This window comes from Sneathiella sp. P13V-1 (assembly GCF_015143595.1).
Classification (GTDB): Bacteria; Pseudomonadota; Alphaproteobacteria; order Sneathiellales; family Sneathiellaceae; genus Sneathiella.
This window is the reverse complement of record NZ_WYEU01000001.1, coordinates 1,196,351-1,212,662: the sequence shown is the minus strand read 5'-3', so window position 1 is coordinate 1,212,662 and position 16,312 is coordinate 1,196,351. Positions and strand designations below refer to the sequence as shown.

Annotated in this window: 16 protein-coding genes; 14 read left to right on the top strand and 2 right to left on the bottom strand. The window is 50.0% G+C overall.

Annotation, left to right across the window (positions count from 1 at the left end; genetic code table 11):
• Position 1 precedes the first annotated feature (1 nt).
• Positions 2 to 502: a MaoC family dehydratase gene (locus GUA87_RS05850; RefSeq protein ID WP_193715559.1), complete on the bottom strand. Its 501-nt coding sequence runs from the start codon at positions 500 to 502 to the stop codon at positions 2 to 4.
• Between the two features lie 353 nt (positions 503 to 855).
• Between GUA87_RS05850 and rplU the strand changes: the two genes are divergently transcribed.
• From rplU to GUA87_RS05780, 14 genes are all read left to right on the top strand, one after another.
• The gene (rplU, locus tag GUA87_RS05845) at positions 856 to 1,254 is read left to right on the top strand and encodes a 50S ribosomal protein L21 (RefSeq protein WP_193715558.1); all 399 of its coding nucleotides are present in this window, start codon (positions 856 to 858) and stop codon (positions 1,252 to 1,254) included.
• Positions 1,255 to 1,259: 5 nt separating this feature from the next.
• Positions 1,260 to 1,517: a 50S ribosomal protein L27 gene (rpmA, locus tag GUA87_RS05840; protein WP_193715557.1), complete on the top strand. Its 258-nt coding sequence runs from the start codon at positions 1,260 to 1,262 to the stop codon at positions 1,515 to 1,517.
• Between the two features lie 118 nt (positions 1,518 to 1,635).
• Positions 1,636 to 2,700 carry a GTPase ObgE gene (obgE, locus tag GUA87_RS05835; protein WP_193715556.1) on the top strand — a complete coding sequence of 355 codons (1,065 nt, stop codon included), beginning with the start codon at positions 1,636 to 1,638 and terminating at the stop codon, positions 2,698 to 2,700.
• Positions 2,688 to 3,815, top strand: a complete 1,128-nt coding sequence (gene proB, locus GUA87_RS05830) for a glutamate 5-kinase (RefSeq protein ID WP_193715555.1) — start codon at positions 2,688 to 2,690, stop codon at positions 3,813 to 3,815. Before obgE ends, proB begins: the two co-directional genes overlap by 13 nt.
• Before the next feature lie 20 nt (positions 3,816 to 3,835).
• Positions 3,836 to 5,122 (top strand): glutamate-5-semialdehyde dehydrogenase, encoded by a 1,287-nt coding sequence (locus GUA87_RS05825; RefSeq protein WP_193715554.1) that lies wholly within the window; start codon positions 3,836 to 3,838, stop codon positions 5,120 to 5,122.
• Between the two features lie 6 nt (positions 5,123 to 5,128).
• The gene (locus tag GUA87_RS05820; protein WP_193715553.1) at positions 5,129 to 5,719 is read left to right on the top strand and encodes a nicotinate-nucleotide adenylyltransferase; all 591 of its coding nucleotides are present in this window, start codon (positions 5,129 to 5,131) and stop codon (positions 5,717 to 5,719) included.
• A gap of 75 nt (positions 5,720 to 5,794) precedes the next feature.
• Positions 5,795 to 6,154 (top strand): ribosome silencing factor, encoded by a 360-nt coding sequence (gene rsfS, locus GUA87_RS05815; protein ID WP_193715552.1) that lies wholly within the window; start codon positions 5,795 to 5,797, stop codon positions 6,152 to 6,154.
• 36 nt (positions 6,155 to 6,190) lie between these two features.
• A complete protein-coding gene (locus GUA87_RS05810; RefSeq protein WP_193715551.1) occupies positions 6,191 to 6,649 on the top strand; it encodes a 23S rRNA (pseudouridine(1915)-N(3))-methyltransferase RlmH in 459 nt (152 codons plus the stop codon).
• A 48-nt stretch (positions 6,650 to 6,697) separates the two neighbouring features.
• Positions 6,698 to 8,269 (top strand): 2,3-bisphosphoglycerate-independent phosphoglycerate mutase, encoded by a 1,572-nt coding sequence (gpmI, locus tag GUA87_RS05805; protein WP_193715550.1) that lies wholly within the window; start codon positions 6,698 to 6,700, stop codon positions 8,267 to 8,269.
• On the top strand, positions 8,256 to 9,644 hold the full coding sequence (locus GUA87_RS05800) for a murein hydrolase activator EnvC family protein (RefSeq protein ID WP_193715549.1): 1,389 nt from the start codon (positions 8,256 to 8,258) through the stop codon (positions 9,642 to 9,644). Before gpmI ends, GUA87_RS05800 begins: the two co-directional genes overlap by 14 nt.
• The gene (locus GUA87_RS05795; RefSeq protein WP_193715834.1) at positions 9,644 to 10,939 is read left to right on the top strand and encodes a S41 family peptidase; all 1,296 of its coding nucleotides are present in this window, start codon (positions 9,644 to 9,646) and stop codon (positions 10,937 to 10,939) included. Before GUA87_RS05800 ends, GUA87_RS05795 begins: the two co-directional genes overlap by 1 nt.
• 29 nt (positions 10,940 to 10,968) lie before the next feature.
• Positions 10,969 to 12,465: a divergent polysaccharide deacetylase family protein gene (locus GUA87_RS05790; RefSeq protein ID WP_193715548.1), complete on the top strand. Its 1,497-nt coding sequence runs from the start codon at positions 10,969 to 10,971 to the stop codon at positions 12,463 to 12,465.
• Positions 12,465 to 12,947 carry an RNA pyrophosphohydrolase gene (locus GUA87_RS05785; protein WP_193715547.1) on the top strand — a complete coding sequence of 161 codons (483 nt, stop codon included), beginning with the start codon at positions 12,465 to 12,467 and terminating at the stop codon, positions 12,945 to 12,947. Before GUA87_RS05790 ends, GUA87_RS05785 begins: the two co-directional genes overlap by 1 nt.
• A 317-nt stretch (positions 12,948 to 13,264) precedes the next feature.
• Positions 13,265 to 14,725: a class I SAM-dependent methyltransferase gene (locus GUA87_RS05780; protein ID WP_193715546.1), complete on the top strand. Its 1,461-nt coding sequence runs from the start codon at positions 13,265 to 13,267 to the stop codon at positions 14,723 to 14,725.
• 33 nt (positions 14,726 to 14,758) lie between these two features.
• Here the strand turns inward: GUA87_RS05780 and GUA87_RS05775 are convergent, their stop codons facing one another.
• A complete protein-coding gene (locus GUA87_RS05775) occupies positions 14,759 to 16,207 on the bottom strand; it encodes a sensor histidine kinase (RefSeq protein WP_193715545.1) in 1,449 nt (482 codons plus the stop codon).
• Positions 16,208 to 16,312: the final 105 nt, after the last annotated feature.

The following is a 16,312-nucleotide window of genomic DNA, read 5'->3' as shown; positions in this document are numbered from 1 at the left end:
CCTATTCTGGTTTTTTCAGTTTCACCAGGAACTTCTGCTCCCCTTCCATCAAGAGCTCACCACGATGATTATGAACTGTGGCTTTCAAAGTAATAACACCTGTCTTGGTCTGTTTCTTCAAATCAATGACTTCAAGGTTCGGATAAACCGTATCACCAGCGATCAGTGGTTTTAGGAAACGGCTCGATTGCTCGATGAAGCCAATCATGCAGTCCCCCATCACATGTGGAAACAACCCAGCCCCCGGTGTCGCCTGAATCAGCACCTGAAATCCGTGAGCCAGCATTCCAGAATAGCCAAGCGCCTTACAATATTCCTCATCATAGTGAATCGGATGGTTATCACCAGACGCTAATTGGAAAGCTGCGAAGTTCGCATCGCCAATGGTGCGGGATGGAATCGGAAATTTGTCGCCTAATTTCAGGTCCTCAAAACCTTTCGTTTCCACCAAAGTGTGTGAAAATGGGTCAAAACGCCCTTCATTTACAGATGAATCACTCATGATTTCCCCTATTCTGTCCCTGCAACCAGCCGTGGGCCCCTTTTAATAGGAAGGGAATCAGAATTGGATCACGGTCGTCACGGGAACTGCACTTGTTATTGTTATTTATTAGCAGTCTGCGCCAAACGGCGCTTTTCCTCAATATCAGGCGCGACAATTTCCTTCAATATTCTTCTTCCAAAACAGGACCTCTATCCCACGCCCCGCAAAAAATTGGGAAAAATGTCAAAAATCTTTCAAATCCGTATTGAATCATGTTGACTTAAAATAGGTCATGGATATATTGCGCCCTTCAATTATACGGCGCGGAGGCAATCTTCGCGACCATTCATTATGTTCGAAACGGATCAGCCATGTTTGCAGTGATCAAAACCGGCGGCAAGCAATACAAAGTCGCCAAAGACGATGTTATCAAGGTAGAGCGCCTGGCCGGTGAAGCTGGCGACACCGTAACTCTGGATCAGGTTCTGGCAGTTGCTGCCGACGATGGTGCCCTGACTGTAGGTAGCCCGGTTGTCGAAGGTGCGACTGTATCAGCCACTCTTCTGGAACAGGGTCGCGCCGATAAAATCGTCGTATTCAAAAAGAAACGTCGTCAGAACTACCGTCGTAAAGCCGGTCACCGTCAGGATCTGACAGTTCTGCGTATTACAGACATTTCTGCTAAAGGCGCCAAAAAAGCGGCTCCAAAAAAAGCAGCAGCAAAAAAAGCAGCACCTAAGAAAGATGCTGAAGAAGCAAGCGAGGAGTAAGCTAGATGGCACATAAAAAAGCTGGTGGTTCATCCCGTAACGGTCGCGATTCAGCTGGCCGCCGCCTTGGCATCAAAAAATACGGTGGCGAAGCTGTTATCCCAGGCAACATCATTCTGCGTCAACGTGGCACTAAATGGCACCCGGGTGACAATGTTGGAATGGGCAAGGATCACACCATCTTCGCCGTCACAGAAGGTAAAGTTAAATTTACCAAAAAAGCTGGCGGTAAAGTTTATGTATCTGTAGACGGTCAGGCTTAAGCGCCAGCATCTTCGGATAATATAAAGAATTAAGAAGGGGAATGGTCCAACCATTCCCCTTTTTCTTTTGTCCTGCTATTTTCAGCAGCATTCATTCAGCAGAACGAGCAATAGTTCCATGAAATTTCTAGATCAGGCCAAAATTTTCCTGCGCTCCGGCAATGGTGGCCCCGGCTCCATGAGTTTTCGCCGGGAAAAATATATCGAGTTTGGTGGCCCTGATGGTGGAAACGGGGGCCGCGGCGGGTCGGTATATGCCGAATGTGTCGAAGGGCTGAACACCCTGATCGACTACCGTTATCAGCAGCACTTCAAAGCTAAAAACGGTGGTCACGGCATGGGCCGTGATCGAACAGGTGCCGCTGCGCCTGACGTCATTTTGAAGGTCCCTGTTGGTACACAGATTTTAGAAGAAGATAACGAAACCATCATCGCAGACTTTACAGAAGTTGGTCAGAAGAAAACCCTTTGTGTGGGTGGTGACGGGGGACGCGGCAATGCTGCGTTTAAAACATCGACCAACCGTGCCCCGCGCAAGTTTGAACCAGGCTGGCCTGGGGAAGAGCGTTGGGTATGGCTTCGCCTGAAACTGATTGCGGATGCCGGTCTGGTGGGTCTGCCAAATGCGGGTAAATCTACATTCCTAAGCGTCACAAGCCGCGCCAAGCCTAAGATCGCTGACTATCCCTTCACCACACTTGTTCCACAATTGGGTGTTGTGGGTGCCGGTGGCAGGGAATTTGTGCTCGCTGATATTCCTGGCCTTATTGAAGGGGCCTCTGAAGGGATTGGTCTTGGTCACCGCTTCTTGGGCCATGTTGAACGTTGCCGGGTTCTTCTTCATTTAATTGATGGAACAGAAGAGGACGTGGTGGCGTCCTATAAAACCATCCGCGGTGAATTGGAAGCCTACGCCGATCATCTGGCTGAGAAAGACGAGATTGTTGTACTCAACAAGATCGACTCGCTTCTTGATGAAGAAATTGAGGAGAAAGTTGCCGCTTTGGAAGCCGCCTCTGGCAAAAAGGTCAGAACCATTTCCGCGGCTACAGGCGATAATGTAGAACCTTTGCTATTTGAACTGATCGACATAATTGACGCGGAAAAAGCAGAGGAAAAAGTAGAAGAAGAGGAAACCCGCCGCGAAGAAGCCGGGGAAGAGAAACCAACATGGCGTCCTTAATTGAGAAACTGACCAATGCAAAACGTGTTGTCATCAAGATCGGCTCTGCCCTTCTTGTGGATGGCGATACGGGCGAGCTTCGAAAACGGTGGCTTGTAGCCCTCGCAGAAGACGTGGCTGAAATGCGTGCCCGCGGTCAGGAAGTGCTGATTGTCTCTTCCGGATCCATCGCCATGGGACGGACTGTGCTTGGCCTGCCAGCAGGACAGCTACGTCTGGAAGAAAGCCAGGCTGCTGCGGCAACCGGGCAAGTATTACTCGCCCATGCCTATCAGGAAATTCTGGGTCTTGTTGACCTGAAGATCGCGCAAATTCTTCTCACATTGAGTGATACTGAAGAACGCCGCCGGTACCTGAATGCAAGAAGTACATTGTCCACCCTCCTGTCGCTCGGGTCCATTCCGGTGATCAATGAAAATGACACCGTTGCCACCAGTGAAATTCGCTATGGTGACAATGACCGACTTGCGGCGCGTGTTGCGCAGATGATGGGCGCGGATTGCCTTGTGTTGCTAAGCGATGTGGATGGTCTTTATGACAAAGATCCAACGACAAATGCAGACGCAACCTTCTTACCGGAAATCCATGATCTAAGTGACGAAATCATGGCCATGGGCGGTGGTGTTCAAACGGCTTATGGCAGTGGCGGCATGATCACAAAGCTAAAAGCGGCACAGATTGCCACGCAGGCGGGCTGCAGCATGATTATCGCCAGCGGCAAGATCCGCCACCCTTTGCAAGCCATAGAAAAAGGGGACGCCAGATTTAGCTGCTTTGTTGCTACGGACACACCTCGCACCGCCCGCAAAAAGTGGATCGCTGGCAGCCTTTCCAGCGCCGGCACACTGACACTGGATACAGGAGCTGAGAAGGCTTTGGGTAACGGCAAAAGTCTGCTTCCAGCCGGGGTGACACGCATTGACGGAGATTTCGAACGCGGTGATCTGGTGACTTTGATCAGTGCAGACGGAAAAGAATTAGGACGAGGACTTTCAAACTACTCGTCCGAAGATGCAAAGCTTATCATTGGGCATAAAAGTGGTGAGATTGCAGATTTGCTGGGCTATTCTGGACGGGATGAACTTGTCCATCGGGATGAAATGGCCCTTAATTAAAAGAAAAACGGATCAAGATAATGACAGTACATTCCAACATTACAGACACACAGTCGATCGATGACGTGATGGAGGAACTGGGCCGCGACGCAAAGAAAGCGACCCATATTCTGTCACTTGCCCCGGCGGACACTAAAAACAAAGCGCTTCTGGAAGCGGCCAAATCCTTACGCGCATCACGAGATGAGCTACTGGCTGCTAATGCCAAAGACATGACCGCCGCGAAAGAGCGCGGAACCGCGTCATCTTTTCTGGATCGCCTGAAACTGGATTACGACCGCATTGAAAGTATGGCAAAGGGCCTTGAAGACATCGCCGCCCTTGCGGATCCGGTCGGGGACGTCATGGCAGATTGGGATCGCCCGAACGGCCTAAATATCGCTCGCGTTCGTGTGCCTTTGGGGGTCATTGGCATCATCTATGAATCACGTCCAAATGTAACAGCGGATGCTGGTGCGCTTTGTCTGAAGGCCGGGAATGCCTGCATTCTTCGCGGTGGTTCTGAAAGCTATCATTCCAGCCGCGCCATTTGGAAATGCCTGCAAGACGGTCTGAAAGCCGCGAACCTGCCTTCTGCCGCTATTCAAATGATCCCAACAACGGATCGGGCGGCCGTCGGTAAATTGCTGACCATGCCTGAATATGTAGATGTGATCGTCCCACGTGGTGGTCGCAACCTTATCGAACGCGTCCAGCGTGAAAGCCGCATTCCTGTCTTTTCTCATTTGGATGGATTGGTTCATATCTATCTGGATAAAGAGGCCGATGCGGACAAAGCGGTTGAGATCATTCGAAATTCCAAACTACGCCGTACTGGTATTTGCGGATCCTTGGAAACATTGCTGATCCACAAGGATGTGCTTGCCACTATTGGGAAAGCTGCCATTGAACGTCTTCTGTCAGAAGACTGTGAAGTGCGCGGTGATGCGGCGGTACAGGCGCTTGACGATCGGATCAATGAAGCCACTGAGATTGACTGGCAAACAGAATATCTGGACGCCATCCTGTCAGCGAAAGTGGTTGAGAGCCTTGATGAAGCTATCGCGCATATCGAAGCATATGGATCACACCATACAGACTGCATTCTGACAGGAAATGCTGAAACAGCAGCCCGCTTCCTGAACGAAGTGGACAGCGCCATTGTCATGCAGAACGCCTCCACCCAGTTTGCAGATGGGGGTGAGTTTGGCATGGGCGCCGAAATTGGTATCAGCACAGGCAAAATGCACGCCCGCGGTCCTGTAGGTGTGGAACAACTGACAAGCTTCAAGTATCAAGTGCGCGGCGAAGGTCAGACAAGGCCTTAAGCGCACATGAAAAAGCGTCAGGTGGGTCTTCTAGGAGGCTCCTTCAATCCGGCCCATGACGGGCATGTTTATATCAGCGAGACAGCCATTCGCCATCTGGGTCTGGATGAAGTGTGGTGGCTTGTCTCGCCGCAAAACCCCTTAAAAACCACCGACGAAATGGCCTCATTTGACGAGCGGCTGGACAGCGCCTTGTCAAAGGCCAGAAACCCCAAAATCAGGGTTTCCGATTTTGAACAGCAACTTGGGAACAGCTACACGGCCAATACGCTCGGTGCTCTGTGCGAATCCTATTATGACGTGGATTTTGTCTGGCTGATGGGGGCGGATAATCTTGTGCAAATTCGTAACTGGTATCGATGGCGGGATATCTTCGAAACCCTGCCCATCGCCGTGTTTGACAGACCGGGCTATACTTTTAAAGCACTTGGGTCATTCGCGGCCAAAGCCTATGAAAAGTCACGCATTTTCCCAAGCAAACCCGGCGCACCGATTTTGGATTTTGCGAGTTACCCGGCTCCTGCCTGGACATTCGTTACGCATACGAAACATAAAATGAGCAGCACATCACTAAGAAATCGCGCGAATTTTTCATGAAATGCTTGCTCTTATCCATGAAAATCCCCATTTTAGAGTAGTTATAAATATTTTCAGGAGTAGATTTTACCCCTTATGAACGCAAAACAAGCTGTTGCTTCAAAGCTCCGCGACTTGGTTCAAACGAGCCTATCGGACGACAAAGCAGAAGATGTCGTCTCCATCGACCTTTCCGGTAAAACTTCATTTGCAGATTATATGATCATTGCTAACGGCCGCTCCTCCCGTCAGGTTGGCGCGATGGCTGAGCATTTGAAAGATCGTATCAAGGAAGCCGGTTTTGGTATTGCCCAGATCGAAGGCAAAGCCAACTGCGACTGGGTCCTCGTCGACGCAGGTGATGTCATTGTGCATCTGTTCCGTCCTGAAGTTCGGGATTTTTATAATCTTGAAAAAATCTGGGCACCGAACGCTGCCAAGGAAATGACAAACTAACAGAAGCCTTGCTTCTGACGGAATGGAGGAAATGGGATGCGCCTGACGATTGCCAGTATCGGCAAATTTAAAGGCGGCCCGTTGCAGGCGCTTTTTGATGAATATACAGGGCGCCTTCCCTGGCAACTCACCTTAAAAGAATCAGAAGAAAAAAAACCGCTCAAAGGTGAGAAGCTCAAGGAACGTGAAGCCGAACTTCTTATGAAATCCGTGCCCAAAGGGGCAAAGAAAATCGTCCTGCATGAGCGGGGGCGCGAATTTACCAGTATAGAATTTGCGGCCCTTTTAAAATCTTATGCAGATGAAGGTTTTCAGGATGTCGCCTTCCTTATTGGCGGGGCGGATGGTCATGCCAGATCAACATTGGATCAGGCGGATCAATTGCTGTCCCTTGGGAAAATGACGTGGCCTCACCTGATGGTGCGCGGGCTTCTGGCAGAACAACTCTACCGTGCCCATTCGATCCAGAACAATCACCCCTATCATAGAGCCTGAGACCTTAAACTTATAGAAATTCAGTACTATTAACGGTATAAAGCAGCCATGACTGATACAGCATTCACCCAGAAAAACCGCCCTGTCCTTCTCTGTATTCTAGATGGCTGGGGTGAAGGCGAAGACGGCGCAGATAATGCCATCATGCGCGGCAACACCCCAAATTGGGATAACATGGTCAAAAACTGCCCCAAAAGCCGCCTGTCCACCTCTGGTCTGGATGTGGGTTTACCAGAAGGGCAGATGGGCAATTCTGAAGTGGGTCACATGACCATCGGTAGTGGCCGCGTCATTTTGCAGGACCTACCGCGGATCAATTCTGATATTCATACCGGAGCCCTGGCGAATAACGGCACCCTGCTTGCCATGATCAGTAAATTGAAAGAAAGCGGTGGCACCTGTCATCTGGCGGGTCTTCTCTCCCCCGGTGGTGTCCATTCCCATCAGGATCACATGGTGGCACTGGCCCAGATTATCTCTGACGCTGGGGTTAAGGTTGATATCCATGGCTTCATGGATGGGCGCGATACCCCACCAACAAGCGGCGCCGGCTTTGTGGATGAGTTCCAGAACGCCATTTCTGACATCGAAGGTGTTCGACTGGCAACCTTGATCGGGCGTTATTTCGCCATGGACCGGGACAATAACTGGGACCGCGTTGTGAAATCATACAATGCCATTTTCAACGCTGCTGGCACCGTCATGACCAACCCGGTGGAGGCTGTCGAAGCCTGCTATGACGCGGGTGACAATGATGAGTTTTTGCCAGCTCAAGTGCTTGAAGGGTATGAAGGCGTGAAAGAAGGCGATGCCTTCCTGATGGCGAACTTCCGGGCTGACCGTGCGCGTCAGTTCATGCGGGCGTTAACTGAAAACGGTTTTGACGGCTTCGATACCAGCGCCCAACCGACGTTGGCCTCCATCACAGGTATGGTCGAATACTCTTCTGAACTTGCGAAATCCGTCCCGGCATTGTTCCCCCCAGTGGACGTCAAAAACACATTGGGTGAAGTTGCCTCTGCTGCGGGCCGCACACAGCTTCGCATCGCAGAGACGGAAAAATACGCCCACGTCACCTTCTTCCTGAACGGTGGTGAGGAAAGCGTATATGAGGGCGAAAGCCGTATTCTAGTGCCAAGCCCTAAAGTGGCCACCTATGACCTACAACCGGAAATGTCTGCGCCAGAAGTGAAAACAAAGCTGATCGACGCGGTTAATTCCGGCACTTTTGATCTGATTGTCGTCAATTTCGCCAACCCTGACATGGTGGGTCATACGGGTGTGATGGAAGCAGCATTGGAAGCCGTTGAAACCATCGATGGCTGCATTGGGGAGCTGGCAGAAGCTGTAAATGCCAATGGCGGTGTTATGTTGATTACCGCGGATCACGGCAATATTGAGCTGATGAAAGATCCAACAACCCACAAGCCTCACACGGCTCACACAACCAATCTGGTGCCATGTGTTCTTACGGCTGGTGGTGACGGCCTTTCATTGAAAGACGGCACGCTTGCCGATCTGGCACCAACTGTTCTTAATTTCATGGGGCTGGATGTTCCATCTGACATGACCGGATCCAACCTCGCCTCCCCTGCTGAAGAGACCCGTGAGGCATCCTGAGAGGCGACATAATGCAAAACTGAAAGCGGTTTTACTGACCGCTTTGACCCTGTGCGGCGTTTTCTTATTTCCAAATGCCGCGCTTGCAACCCCTGAAGAAGAGCTTAAAAAGCTGCGGCAAGAACTCAGCTCGTCTAACGCCCGACAGGAAGAGATTTCAGCCCGCCTCAAACTTCTTTCAGGAGAGATACGGGCGCTTAAGGAGAAATCGGTTGCCGCCGCAGCCCGTCTTCAAAAAACCGAACAGAATATGGTGGAGACAGAAACCCGCCTTGAAGATATTGCCGAAGTTGAGCGGCAAACTCTGGCCGCCCTTTCCAAACAAAATGAAGACCTGGCAGATACCCTGTCGGCACTTCTTCAGCTTGGCCGCCAACCTGAAGGCAGCTTGATCGGAAGCCCGGATAGCCTTCTTGATACATTGCGTGCTGCAACGTTGCTGCAAGCGGCCATTCCTACATTAAAAAAAGAGGCGGGTGAACTCTCTGGGCAGTTGGATGCCTTATTCACCCTTCGGGATCAGTATTTGGCTGAACAGCTAAAATATACTGATCTGCTTGAAAGCCGGAAAGGCGAACAAAACGCCTTGGAAGAGCTCCTCACCTCAAAACGGGATGCGCAGGCCGTTCTTGCCAATATCAATGCGCGGGAGCGGCGGACCCAAAGCCGATTGAATGCAGAAGCAAAAGATCTGGTTGCCCTTCTAAGGCGGCTGGAGCAGGAAAAACAAATCCGCCTTGCCGAGGAAAAGAGGCAGATCGAAGCGGAAATTGCCAGACAGCAAAAATTACAGGCCGAAGAAGCCAAACGGCAACGGGAAGAGAAAGCCCGAAAACTGGCGGAAGCGAAAAAAAATCAGGAAAATAGCATTCCAACCCCATCCCCTTCACGAAAAAATGAAGTGGAAATTACGCAAGAATCCCAGAAAACTGAGATTGCGTCGCTCCCCCCACAAACGGGCCGCCTTTCTTTTGCCGCAAAAAAAGGCACACTTCCTTTACCAGTTAGTGGCAGAATAGTGTCCAGTTATGGCAACAAGAAAAGAAACACGCAGCAAAATGGCATTGTGATCCAGTCGCGGGAAGGGGCGACGGTTATCTCCCCTTACGATGGTCAGATTGCTTTTGCGGGACCTTTTCGTCATTACGGACTGTTATTGATTATTGACCATGGTGAGGGATATCATACTCTTCTTGCCGGTATGGGCAGTATCGACGGCGAAGTAGGTCAACTTCTACTGGCCGGAGAGCCTGTGGGTAGAATGAATAACGGGAAAGACGGGAAACCGACCCTATATATGGAATTAAGGGCTAAAGGATCCCCGGTGAATCCAAAACCGTGGCTTGCAGCGGGAAAAAGAAAGGTTAGTGGATGATGAGGAATTTTACGACGGGTATTCTCACCCTTGCGGTGGTCGTACTTTCTCTAGCTATACTCACAACACCAGAGAAGCGCGTTGAAGCGAGCTCGGAAACCTATCAGCAGCTTAATCTGTTTGGTGATGTCTTTGCCAAAATCCGCGAAGATTACGTGGAAGAAGTGGATGACGCAGAACTGATTGAGGCCGCCATTAACGGAATGCTCTCTTCATTGGATCCTCATTCAAGCTATCTGAGCCCGAAAAACTATGAAGGGATGAAGGTTCAGACCCGCGGTAAGTTTGGCGGTCTTGGCATAGAAGTCACCATGGAAAATGGCCTTGTAAAGGTTGTGGCCCCAATTGATGACACCCCTGCGGCGGAAGCAGGTATTCAGGCGGGCGACTATATCACCCATCTGGACGGTGAGCCTGTTTTAGGCCTTACCCTTTCAGAAGCCGTTGAGCGCATGCGCGGACTTGTTGATACAGATATCAATCTGACCATCCGCCGCGAAAGCGAGAAAGCCCCTCTTGAGATCACCATTACCCGCGCGACCATTACGGTTCAGTCCGTTCGTGGTCGTATCGAAGACGAAGATATTCTTTATGTGCGTATCTCCAGCTTTACTGAACAGACAGATAGCGGCCTTCGTAAAACCATCAAAAAGCTGCAGGAAGAACTAGAGGGAGATTACCAGGGTTTGATTATTGACCTTCGCAATAACCCTGGCGGCCTTCTGGATCAGGCGATAGCGGTATCTGACGCATTCCTGCGTAAAGGTGAGATTGTCTCCACTCGCGGTCGAGAGGCTCGCGATTCTCAACGCTATAACGCCACACCTGATGATGTTATTGACGGTAAACCAATTGTTGTCATGATCAATGGCGGCTCGGCCAGTGCCTCAGAAATTGTGGCTGGTGCGCTTCAGGATCATCGCCGCGCTGTCGTTCTGGGCACCCAAAGCTTCGGCAAAGGATCTGTGCAGACAATTGTCCCCCTTCAGGGTAACGGCGCAATGCGCATGACAACTGCCCGCTATTATACTCCATCAGGGGTTTCTATTCAGGCCAAAGGCATCACACCAGATATCGAAGTGAAGCAGGCCCGTCTGGAGGTTCTGGAAAATGGGCGTCGCCGCTCCGAAGCGGATCTTCGCAACCATCTGTCCGATGGCACGGATACTCCTGATGCCAAAAAAGATGGTGACGATAAAAATGGCGCTCAAGGTCAGAATCAGGATTATCAACTCTTGAGAGCGAAAGACCTGTTGAAAGGTGTCTCCCTTTTTGCCAAAAAGGAACTTAACTGATCCTTTGGTGAGATAAATGGGGGCACATTTTGACTAAGAACAAACGCCCTAAAAACAGAGCACCGGCGAAATCTCGCAAATTGTCGGTGCTTTCTTTTTTGTACGGCGTGCTGATCCTCGGATTGGCCAGCATTGCAGGCTACGCCTTTTACCAGCAGAAAAGCACCCCGGATGAAGGCCGTATTACAGCTACGGTGTCAATTGCCGACACCGTCAAAGGCAAGCATGAAGGTGAGGTTCCCCCCTCTCGCGCCGCTAAAGAAGAGCCCCCAGTTCAGATAGAAGAACCAACCCCTAAGGCTGAGGTGACGGTTGAGGAGCCTGCGGCTTTGGAAAAGCCTGAGGATCCAGAAGTCAAAGACATCGCCGTTGCTGAAACAAAATCTGAAGATAAGCAGACTGAAACACCTGCACCTGCTCCTGAGAAAACAGCTGAGCCTACAGAAACGGTAAGACAAGAAGAGCCGATTTCCGAGCCTGAACAGATTCAGAAACCCACAGAAGAAAAACCGGTTGAACCACAGCCCGTGAAAGAAGAGCCAACCGCAGAAGAAAAACCTCAACCCGTTGAGCCTGAAAAAGCGGAAGTCACAGAAACACTGGCCTCACCGCCTGAGGAAGAGAAAAAAGCTGAGCCAACAGTAAAAGAAGAGGCCCCAAAGACACCTGAGGTAACACCAGAGCCGAAAATCGCCCAAGAGCCACCAAAGCCGGTGGGGCCTTTGCCACCTGTGCCTGATCCCTCCTTGGCGGCGAAATCTGATTTTGGCCTCTTGCCGGTTATCAGCCCGGATGGCCGGAAACCCTGGCGCGTTTACGCCCGGCCATTTGACGATCCCCTGTCAAGGCCGCGCATCGCCATTATCATTGGCGATATGGGGATGAGCAAATTCGCCACCCGCTCCGCTATTCAGGACTTACCGGGAGAAATAACATTATCCTTCAACCCCTATGGCAGGGACCTTCAAAACTGGGTTGCCCAAGCCCGCGCAGCGGGCCATGAAACTCTGCTACAACTTCCTATGGAGCCTTTTGGGTACCCAGATAATGATCCCGGCCCGCAAAGTCTGCTATCGCGCCTGACTGACAAGGAAAACCTCAATCGCCTTGAATGGATGTTGGGCCGATTTACGGGATACAGCGGGGTAACCAATCAGATGGGGTCACGCTTTACAACCTCCAGCGAAGACATTTCGCCGATTATGGATGTCATCCGGGACCGAGGCCTGTTGTTTGTAGATGGTCGCACCTCTGGTCGCAGCGTTGCTGGATATGTGGCCAAGCAAAAATCCGTCCCCGTCGCCATTAACAACCGTTTTATCTCCAATCGCGCAGATCGCGCCAGCATCGATCAACGCCTTGCAGAACTTGAACGAATTGCTCGTATCACCGGCGTTGCCATCGGTGTGGGCTATCCCTATCCCGTTACCCTTGAGCGACTGGCGGTTTGGACAAAAAGCCTAACCCGTAAAGGGCTGGTGCTTGCTCCAGTGTCTGCCGTCGTCAATAGCCAGGAAATTCAGTAATGACTGACCCGAAAAATCTCCCCTATCGCCCCTGTGCCGGAATTATGCTCATTAACGAAAATAATCATGTCTTCGTGGGACAGCGCATCGATATGCCTTCTGATTACTGGCAGATGCCTCAAGGTGGTATCGATGAAGGGGAGAGCCCTGAAGAAGCTGCCATCAGAGAATTGCTGGAGGAAATCGGGACGGATAAAGCCGAGCTCGTGAAAGAACTCGATCAATGGGTGACTTACGATTTACCTGCGGAATTGATAGGGAAGGTATGGAAAGGTCGCTACCGCGGACAAAAACAGCGGTGGTTCCTGTTTCGCTTCACTGGTGAAGATAACGACATCAACATTGAAACAGAACATCCGGAGTTTTCCGAATGGAAATGGGCACCAATTGACACCCTTGTCGACAATATCGTTCCTTTCAAACGAGACATTTACCAGGAAATCGTGGATGGGTTTTCCTTCATTGTAAACGATTCGAAATAGCGCATAAGGTGTATTCATACAACTTATGTTCTATAGTTAATTTTTCGTTACTATCCCACAATATATAGTGTTTACGAAAAGAGAATTGTTAAAATTTTCTTAACCTATTGTTTTTTTTGGGCGAATGTACCTATACTTTTTTAACGTGGACGGTTATGGGACACCTGAAGCGGGTGAGAAGTAGGTTGGTGATTGGGTTCAACCCGGGGCGAGGCGTATTCATTTCGACCACGAAATAACCAGTACCGAATCTACATGATTCATTAGTGGCGTTCTTGTAGCGGGGATTTACAAGTCGCAGAACGAGTGTGGTTGAGATGAAGCATTACGAAGAACTCACGGGGGGAGAAGGCAAACGTGTCTTCTATCGCGCAGAACGTTTCAAGGCTTCTACGTTAATGCAGGAGATTTCTCCTGTTATCAGTCTTGATGACGACAATTTCGAAATTTTTGATATGAGCATGAGTGGACTGAGCTATTTCCGCCCTGCCTCAGATGTGGTTTCTGTATCACCTGAAAAAGATATTCCGCTAACGTTGAAGCTGGGACCTGAGGAAGTTTTCTCAGGAAGCGGCAAAGTGCGGCGTATCGAAGCCCATGAAAGCGTGGAAAAGGTCGCGATCGAGCTGACCAAAGGATATTTGGATATCCAACGGCTGATGGAGCAGCATGATGATCTGGCCATGCGCCGTCAGTTGCGCGAAGGCATGAAGGATATTTCTCCACTGGTCCCATCCGAATATAAAACAGTGATCTCAGACGCTGTCTATCTTCTCCGGTCTGTCCGAACCACACTTGAACAGGTCGAACATGATATGCCGGCCAAAGCCCCGCGAAGAGAAGAACGGATTCAGGAAATCATTCTGGAATGCGAGCGGGATGCCCTTAAACGCTGGCGCGAGATTTCCAAAAAATCAATGGAGATCATGACAACAATCCGTAATAAGCCGGAGGTCATGAAAGCCGCCAAACAATATACAGAGCGGACGCTCACACCAGAACTGACACCTGGTGCCAGCTGGAAACGGTCATACGAAAAACCACTTGGTTATCCGGGTGATTTCGAAGTGATGAATTATGCTTATAACCTTGCCATGCTGGGGGAGACCCCTTACGAAAAATTCTGCCACCGCCTTGGCACATCTACAGGTGAGTTTATCACAACGCGCATGACACTTGTGAAGCAGAAGATCGCTGAACTGGTTAACAATGCAGCACATAACGGCGTTGAGCAGTTCAATATCGCCAGCCTTGGATGCGGCCCTGCCCAAGAGGTTTCCAACTTCCTGCGTGGGCATGCACAGCCTGTGAACGTCAATTTCACCCTGATCGATCAGGATGATGACGCCCTTTCATATGCTTACAACAACGCCTACCCTCAAGTGGTGCAACTTGATGGCAAAGCGACTGTAAACTGTTTACACGCCACCTTCCTTGAGTTTCTGGCAGCGGGAAATCTGTTTAAGAAACTGGATAATCAGGACATGATCTATGCGGTGGGTCTGGTCGATTATCTGACAGATAAACGTGCCGCGCGTCTGGTTAAGGACCTTTATAAAAACCTGAACCCGGGCGGCACGCTGATGATTGGTAGCATGTATGATTCAGACAGCAGCCTTGAGTGGCAGGTAGAAATGATCACCGACTGGCAGCTTGAATACCGAGATGAAGAAAATATGCTGAATATGGCAAACTCTCTTCCTGAAGATGCTGTTCGGAAGACCATTGTAGATAAAACCGGTCACTGCATCATTCTGATGGTGACCAAGCCAAGCTAAAAAAGAAACCCGCTTCTCCAAGCGGGTTTTTCTTTAGGAGGCTTGCAGACGTTCATCTTCCTGCGGCATATGCTCCGCTGATCTGTTTCTATCGGCAGGGAAGGTAAGATACGCAATCGTCCCCATACCCAACTGGCTTTCCAGACGAATATCGCCCTGATGAAGCTCCATGACGTTCTTGCTAAGGGGAAGACCCAGTCCCGTGCCTTCATAGTTGCGGGCAAGGCTTCCTTCGATCTGAACAAAGGGAGCAAAGACCTTTTCAAGATTATCTTCTTCAATTCCGATCCCGGTATCCCTGACGCAGACGACAACCTCTCCGCTCTCACTGACATCCACATCAATACTGACATTTCCGCCTTTAGGTGTAAATTTCACGGCATTGGAAAGAACGTTCAGGAAAACCTGAGATAAAAGCCGCGGATCTGCGTAGAGAATAATGTCATCCTTAGGTATATCAAACGCTAGGCGAATACCGTTTTCTGTTGCTCGGTCGCGAACAACACGCAAGGAAGAGTTGATGACAGTGATCAGCGAAAGGTCCTGTTCCTGAAGGTTGAGCTTACCAGCCTCCGCCTTGGATAGATCCAGAATATCGTTGATAATCCCAAGCAGGTGTTGGCCACTATTCTTAATATCCAGCGAATATTCTTTATATTGCTCCGTCCCGAGCGGGCCGAACATTTCTTTTTCAAGGATTTCCGAGAATCCGATAATTGCATTAAGCGGCGTGCGCAGTTCATGACTCATAATGGCCAAAAACTCAGATTTAGCATGGTTCGCTGACTGGGCTTTGTCTGCCAGATCATCACTTTTCTTGCGTTCGCTATCCAACATCCGCATATTCATAAAATCGCGGCGTTCTGCCAACTCCTGAAAATAGGCCGCAAAAATGCCCATGCCTGCAGCAGTCAACAGGAAGAAATCATTTGCCAGTAAGATCAGGCCGGGGATTGGGTTCACAATCACCGCCGACACATGATAGGCCGCGATTAGGAAACCCGTTACGGACGTTGCGTAAATAAACCGCGTAGGCGGAAGACAGCAGCAGAAGATAATCAGTGGCGTCAATCCTGCATAATACAGATAATTTGCAGGCTCTGACATGAAAGCCGTCATTGAGATAATACTGAGGCCCGAAACCAGCATACAAAGCGCCGCCCCAGCCTGCGCAATCTTCGCATAGTATTTTGTATAAGACAGCCAATAGACGGTAATAATCACAGGAATGGTAGTGGTAAACCGTATGGCGATGGCATACTGAAACGCATCTGGACTGATGTAATAATCCAATAACGCGAATGCAGCGTAAATCAGCATTGCTGACAGCAGGGATAACCGCAATACGCCAATAGATTTTGCAATCGCGACATCATTGTATTCACGCTCAACCGCAGAATCGACAAAACGCAGGGAAAACCTGCGGATTGCTGTTCCGTCAGCGAAAGAGTCCAATGTTGCGTAGCGACCCAAAAGTTGCACGTAGTTATCCAAGTTCTATTTCAAGCGAGGGTACCATAGGAGGCGGAGTGTAAATTTTGGGTTAATATTAGCCTAATACGGGAAAGCATATATTTTTCATAAAAC

Bases quoted from the DNA above. Each gene is read 5' to 3' on its own strand.
- GUA87_RS05850 (WP_193715559.1), bottom strand. From the start codon at position 502: ATGAGTGATTCATCTGTAAATGAAGGGCGTTTTGACCCATTTTCACAC.
- rplU (WP_193715558.1), top strand. From the start codon at position 856: ATGTTTGCAGTGATCAAAACCGGCGGCAAGCAATACAAAGTCGCCAAA.
- rpmA (WP_193715557.1), top strand. From the start codon at position 1,260: ATGGCACATAAAAAAGCTGGTGGTTCATCCCGTAACGGTCGCGATTCA.
- obgE (WP_193715556.1), top strand. From the start codon at position 1,636: ATGAAATTTCTAGATCAGGCCAAAATTTTCCTGCGCTCCGGCAATGGT.
- proB (WP_193715555.1), top strand. From the start codon at position 2,688: ATGGCGTCCTTAATTGAGAAACTGACCAATGCAAAACGTGTTGTCATC.
- GUA87_RS05825 (WP_193715554.1), top strand. From the start codon at position 3,836: ATGACAGTACATTCCAACATTACAGACACACAGTCGATCGATGACGTG.
- GUA87_RS05820 (WP_193715553.1), top strand. From the start codon at position 5,129: ATGAAAAAGCGTCAGGTGGGTCTTCTAGGAGGCTCCTTCAATCCGGCC.
- rsfS (WP_193715552.1), top strand. From the start codon at position 5,795: ATGAACGCAAAACAAGCTGTTGCTTCAAAGCTCCGCGACTTGGTTCAA.
- GUA87_RS05810 (WP_193715551.1), top strand. From the start codon at position 6,191: ATGCGCCTGACGATTGCCAGTATCGGCAAATTTAAAGGCGGCCCGTTG.
- gpmI (WP_193715550.1), top strand. From the start codon at position 6,698: ATGACTGATACAGCATTCACCCAGAAAAACCGCCCTGTCCTTCTCTGT.
- GUA87_RS05795 (WP_193715834.1), top strand. From the start codon at position 9,644: ATGAGGAATTTTACGACGGGTATTCTCACCCTTGCGGTGGTCGTACTT.
- GUA87_RS05785 (WP_193715547.1), top strand. From the start codon at position 12,465: ATGACTGACCCGAAAAATCTCCCCTATCGCCCCTGTGCCGGAATTATG.
- GUA87_RS05780 (WP_193715546.1), top strand. From the start codon at position 13,265: ATGAAGCATTACGAAGAACTCACGGGGGGAGAAGGCAAACGTGTCTTC.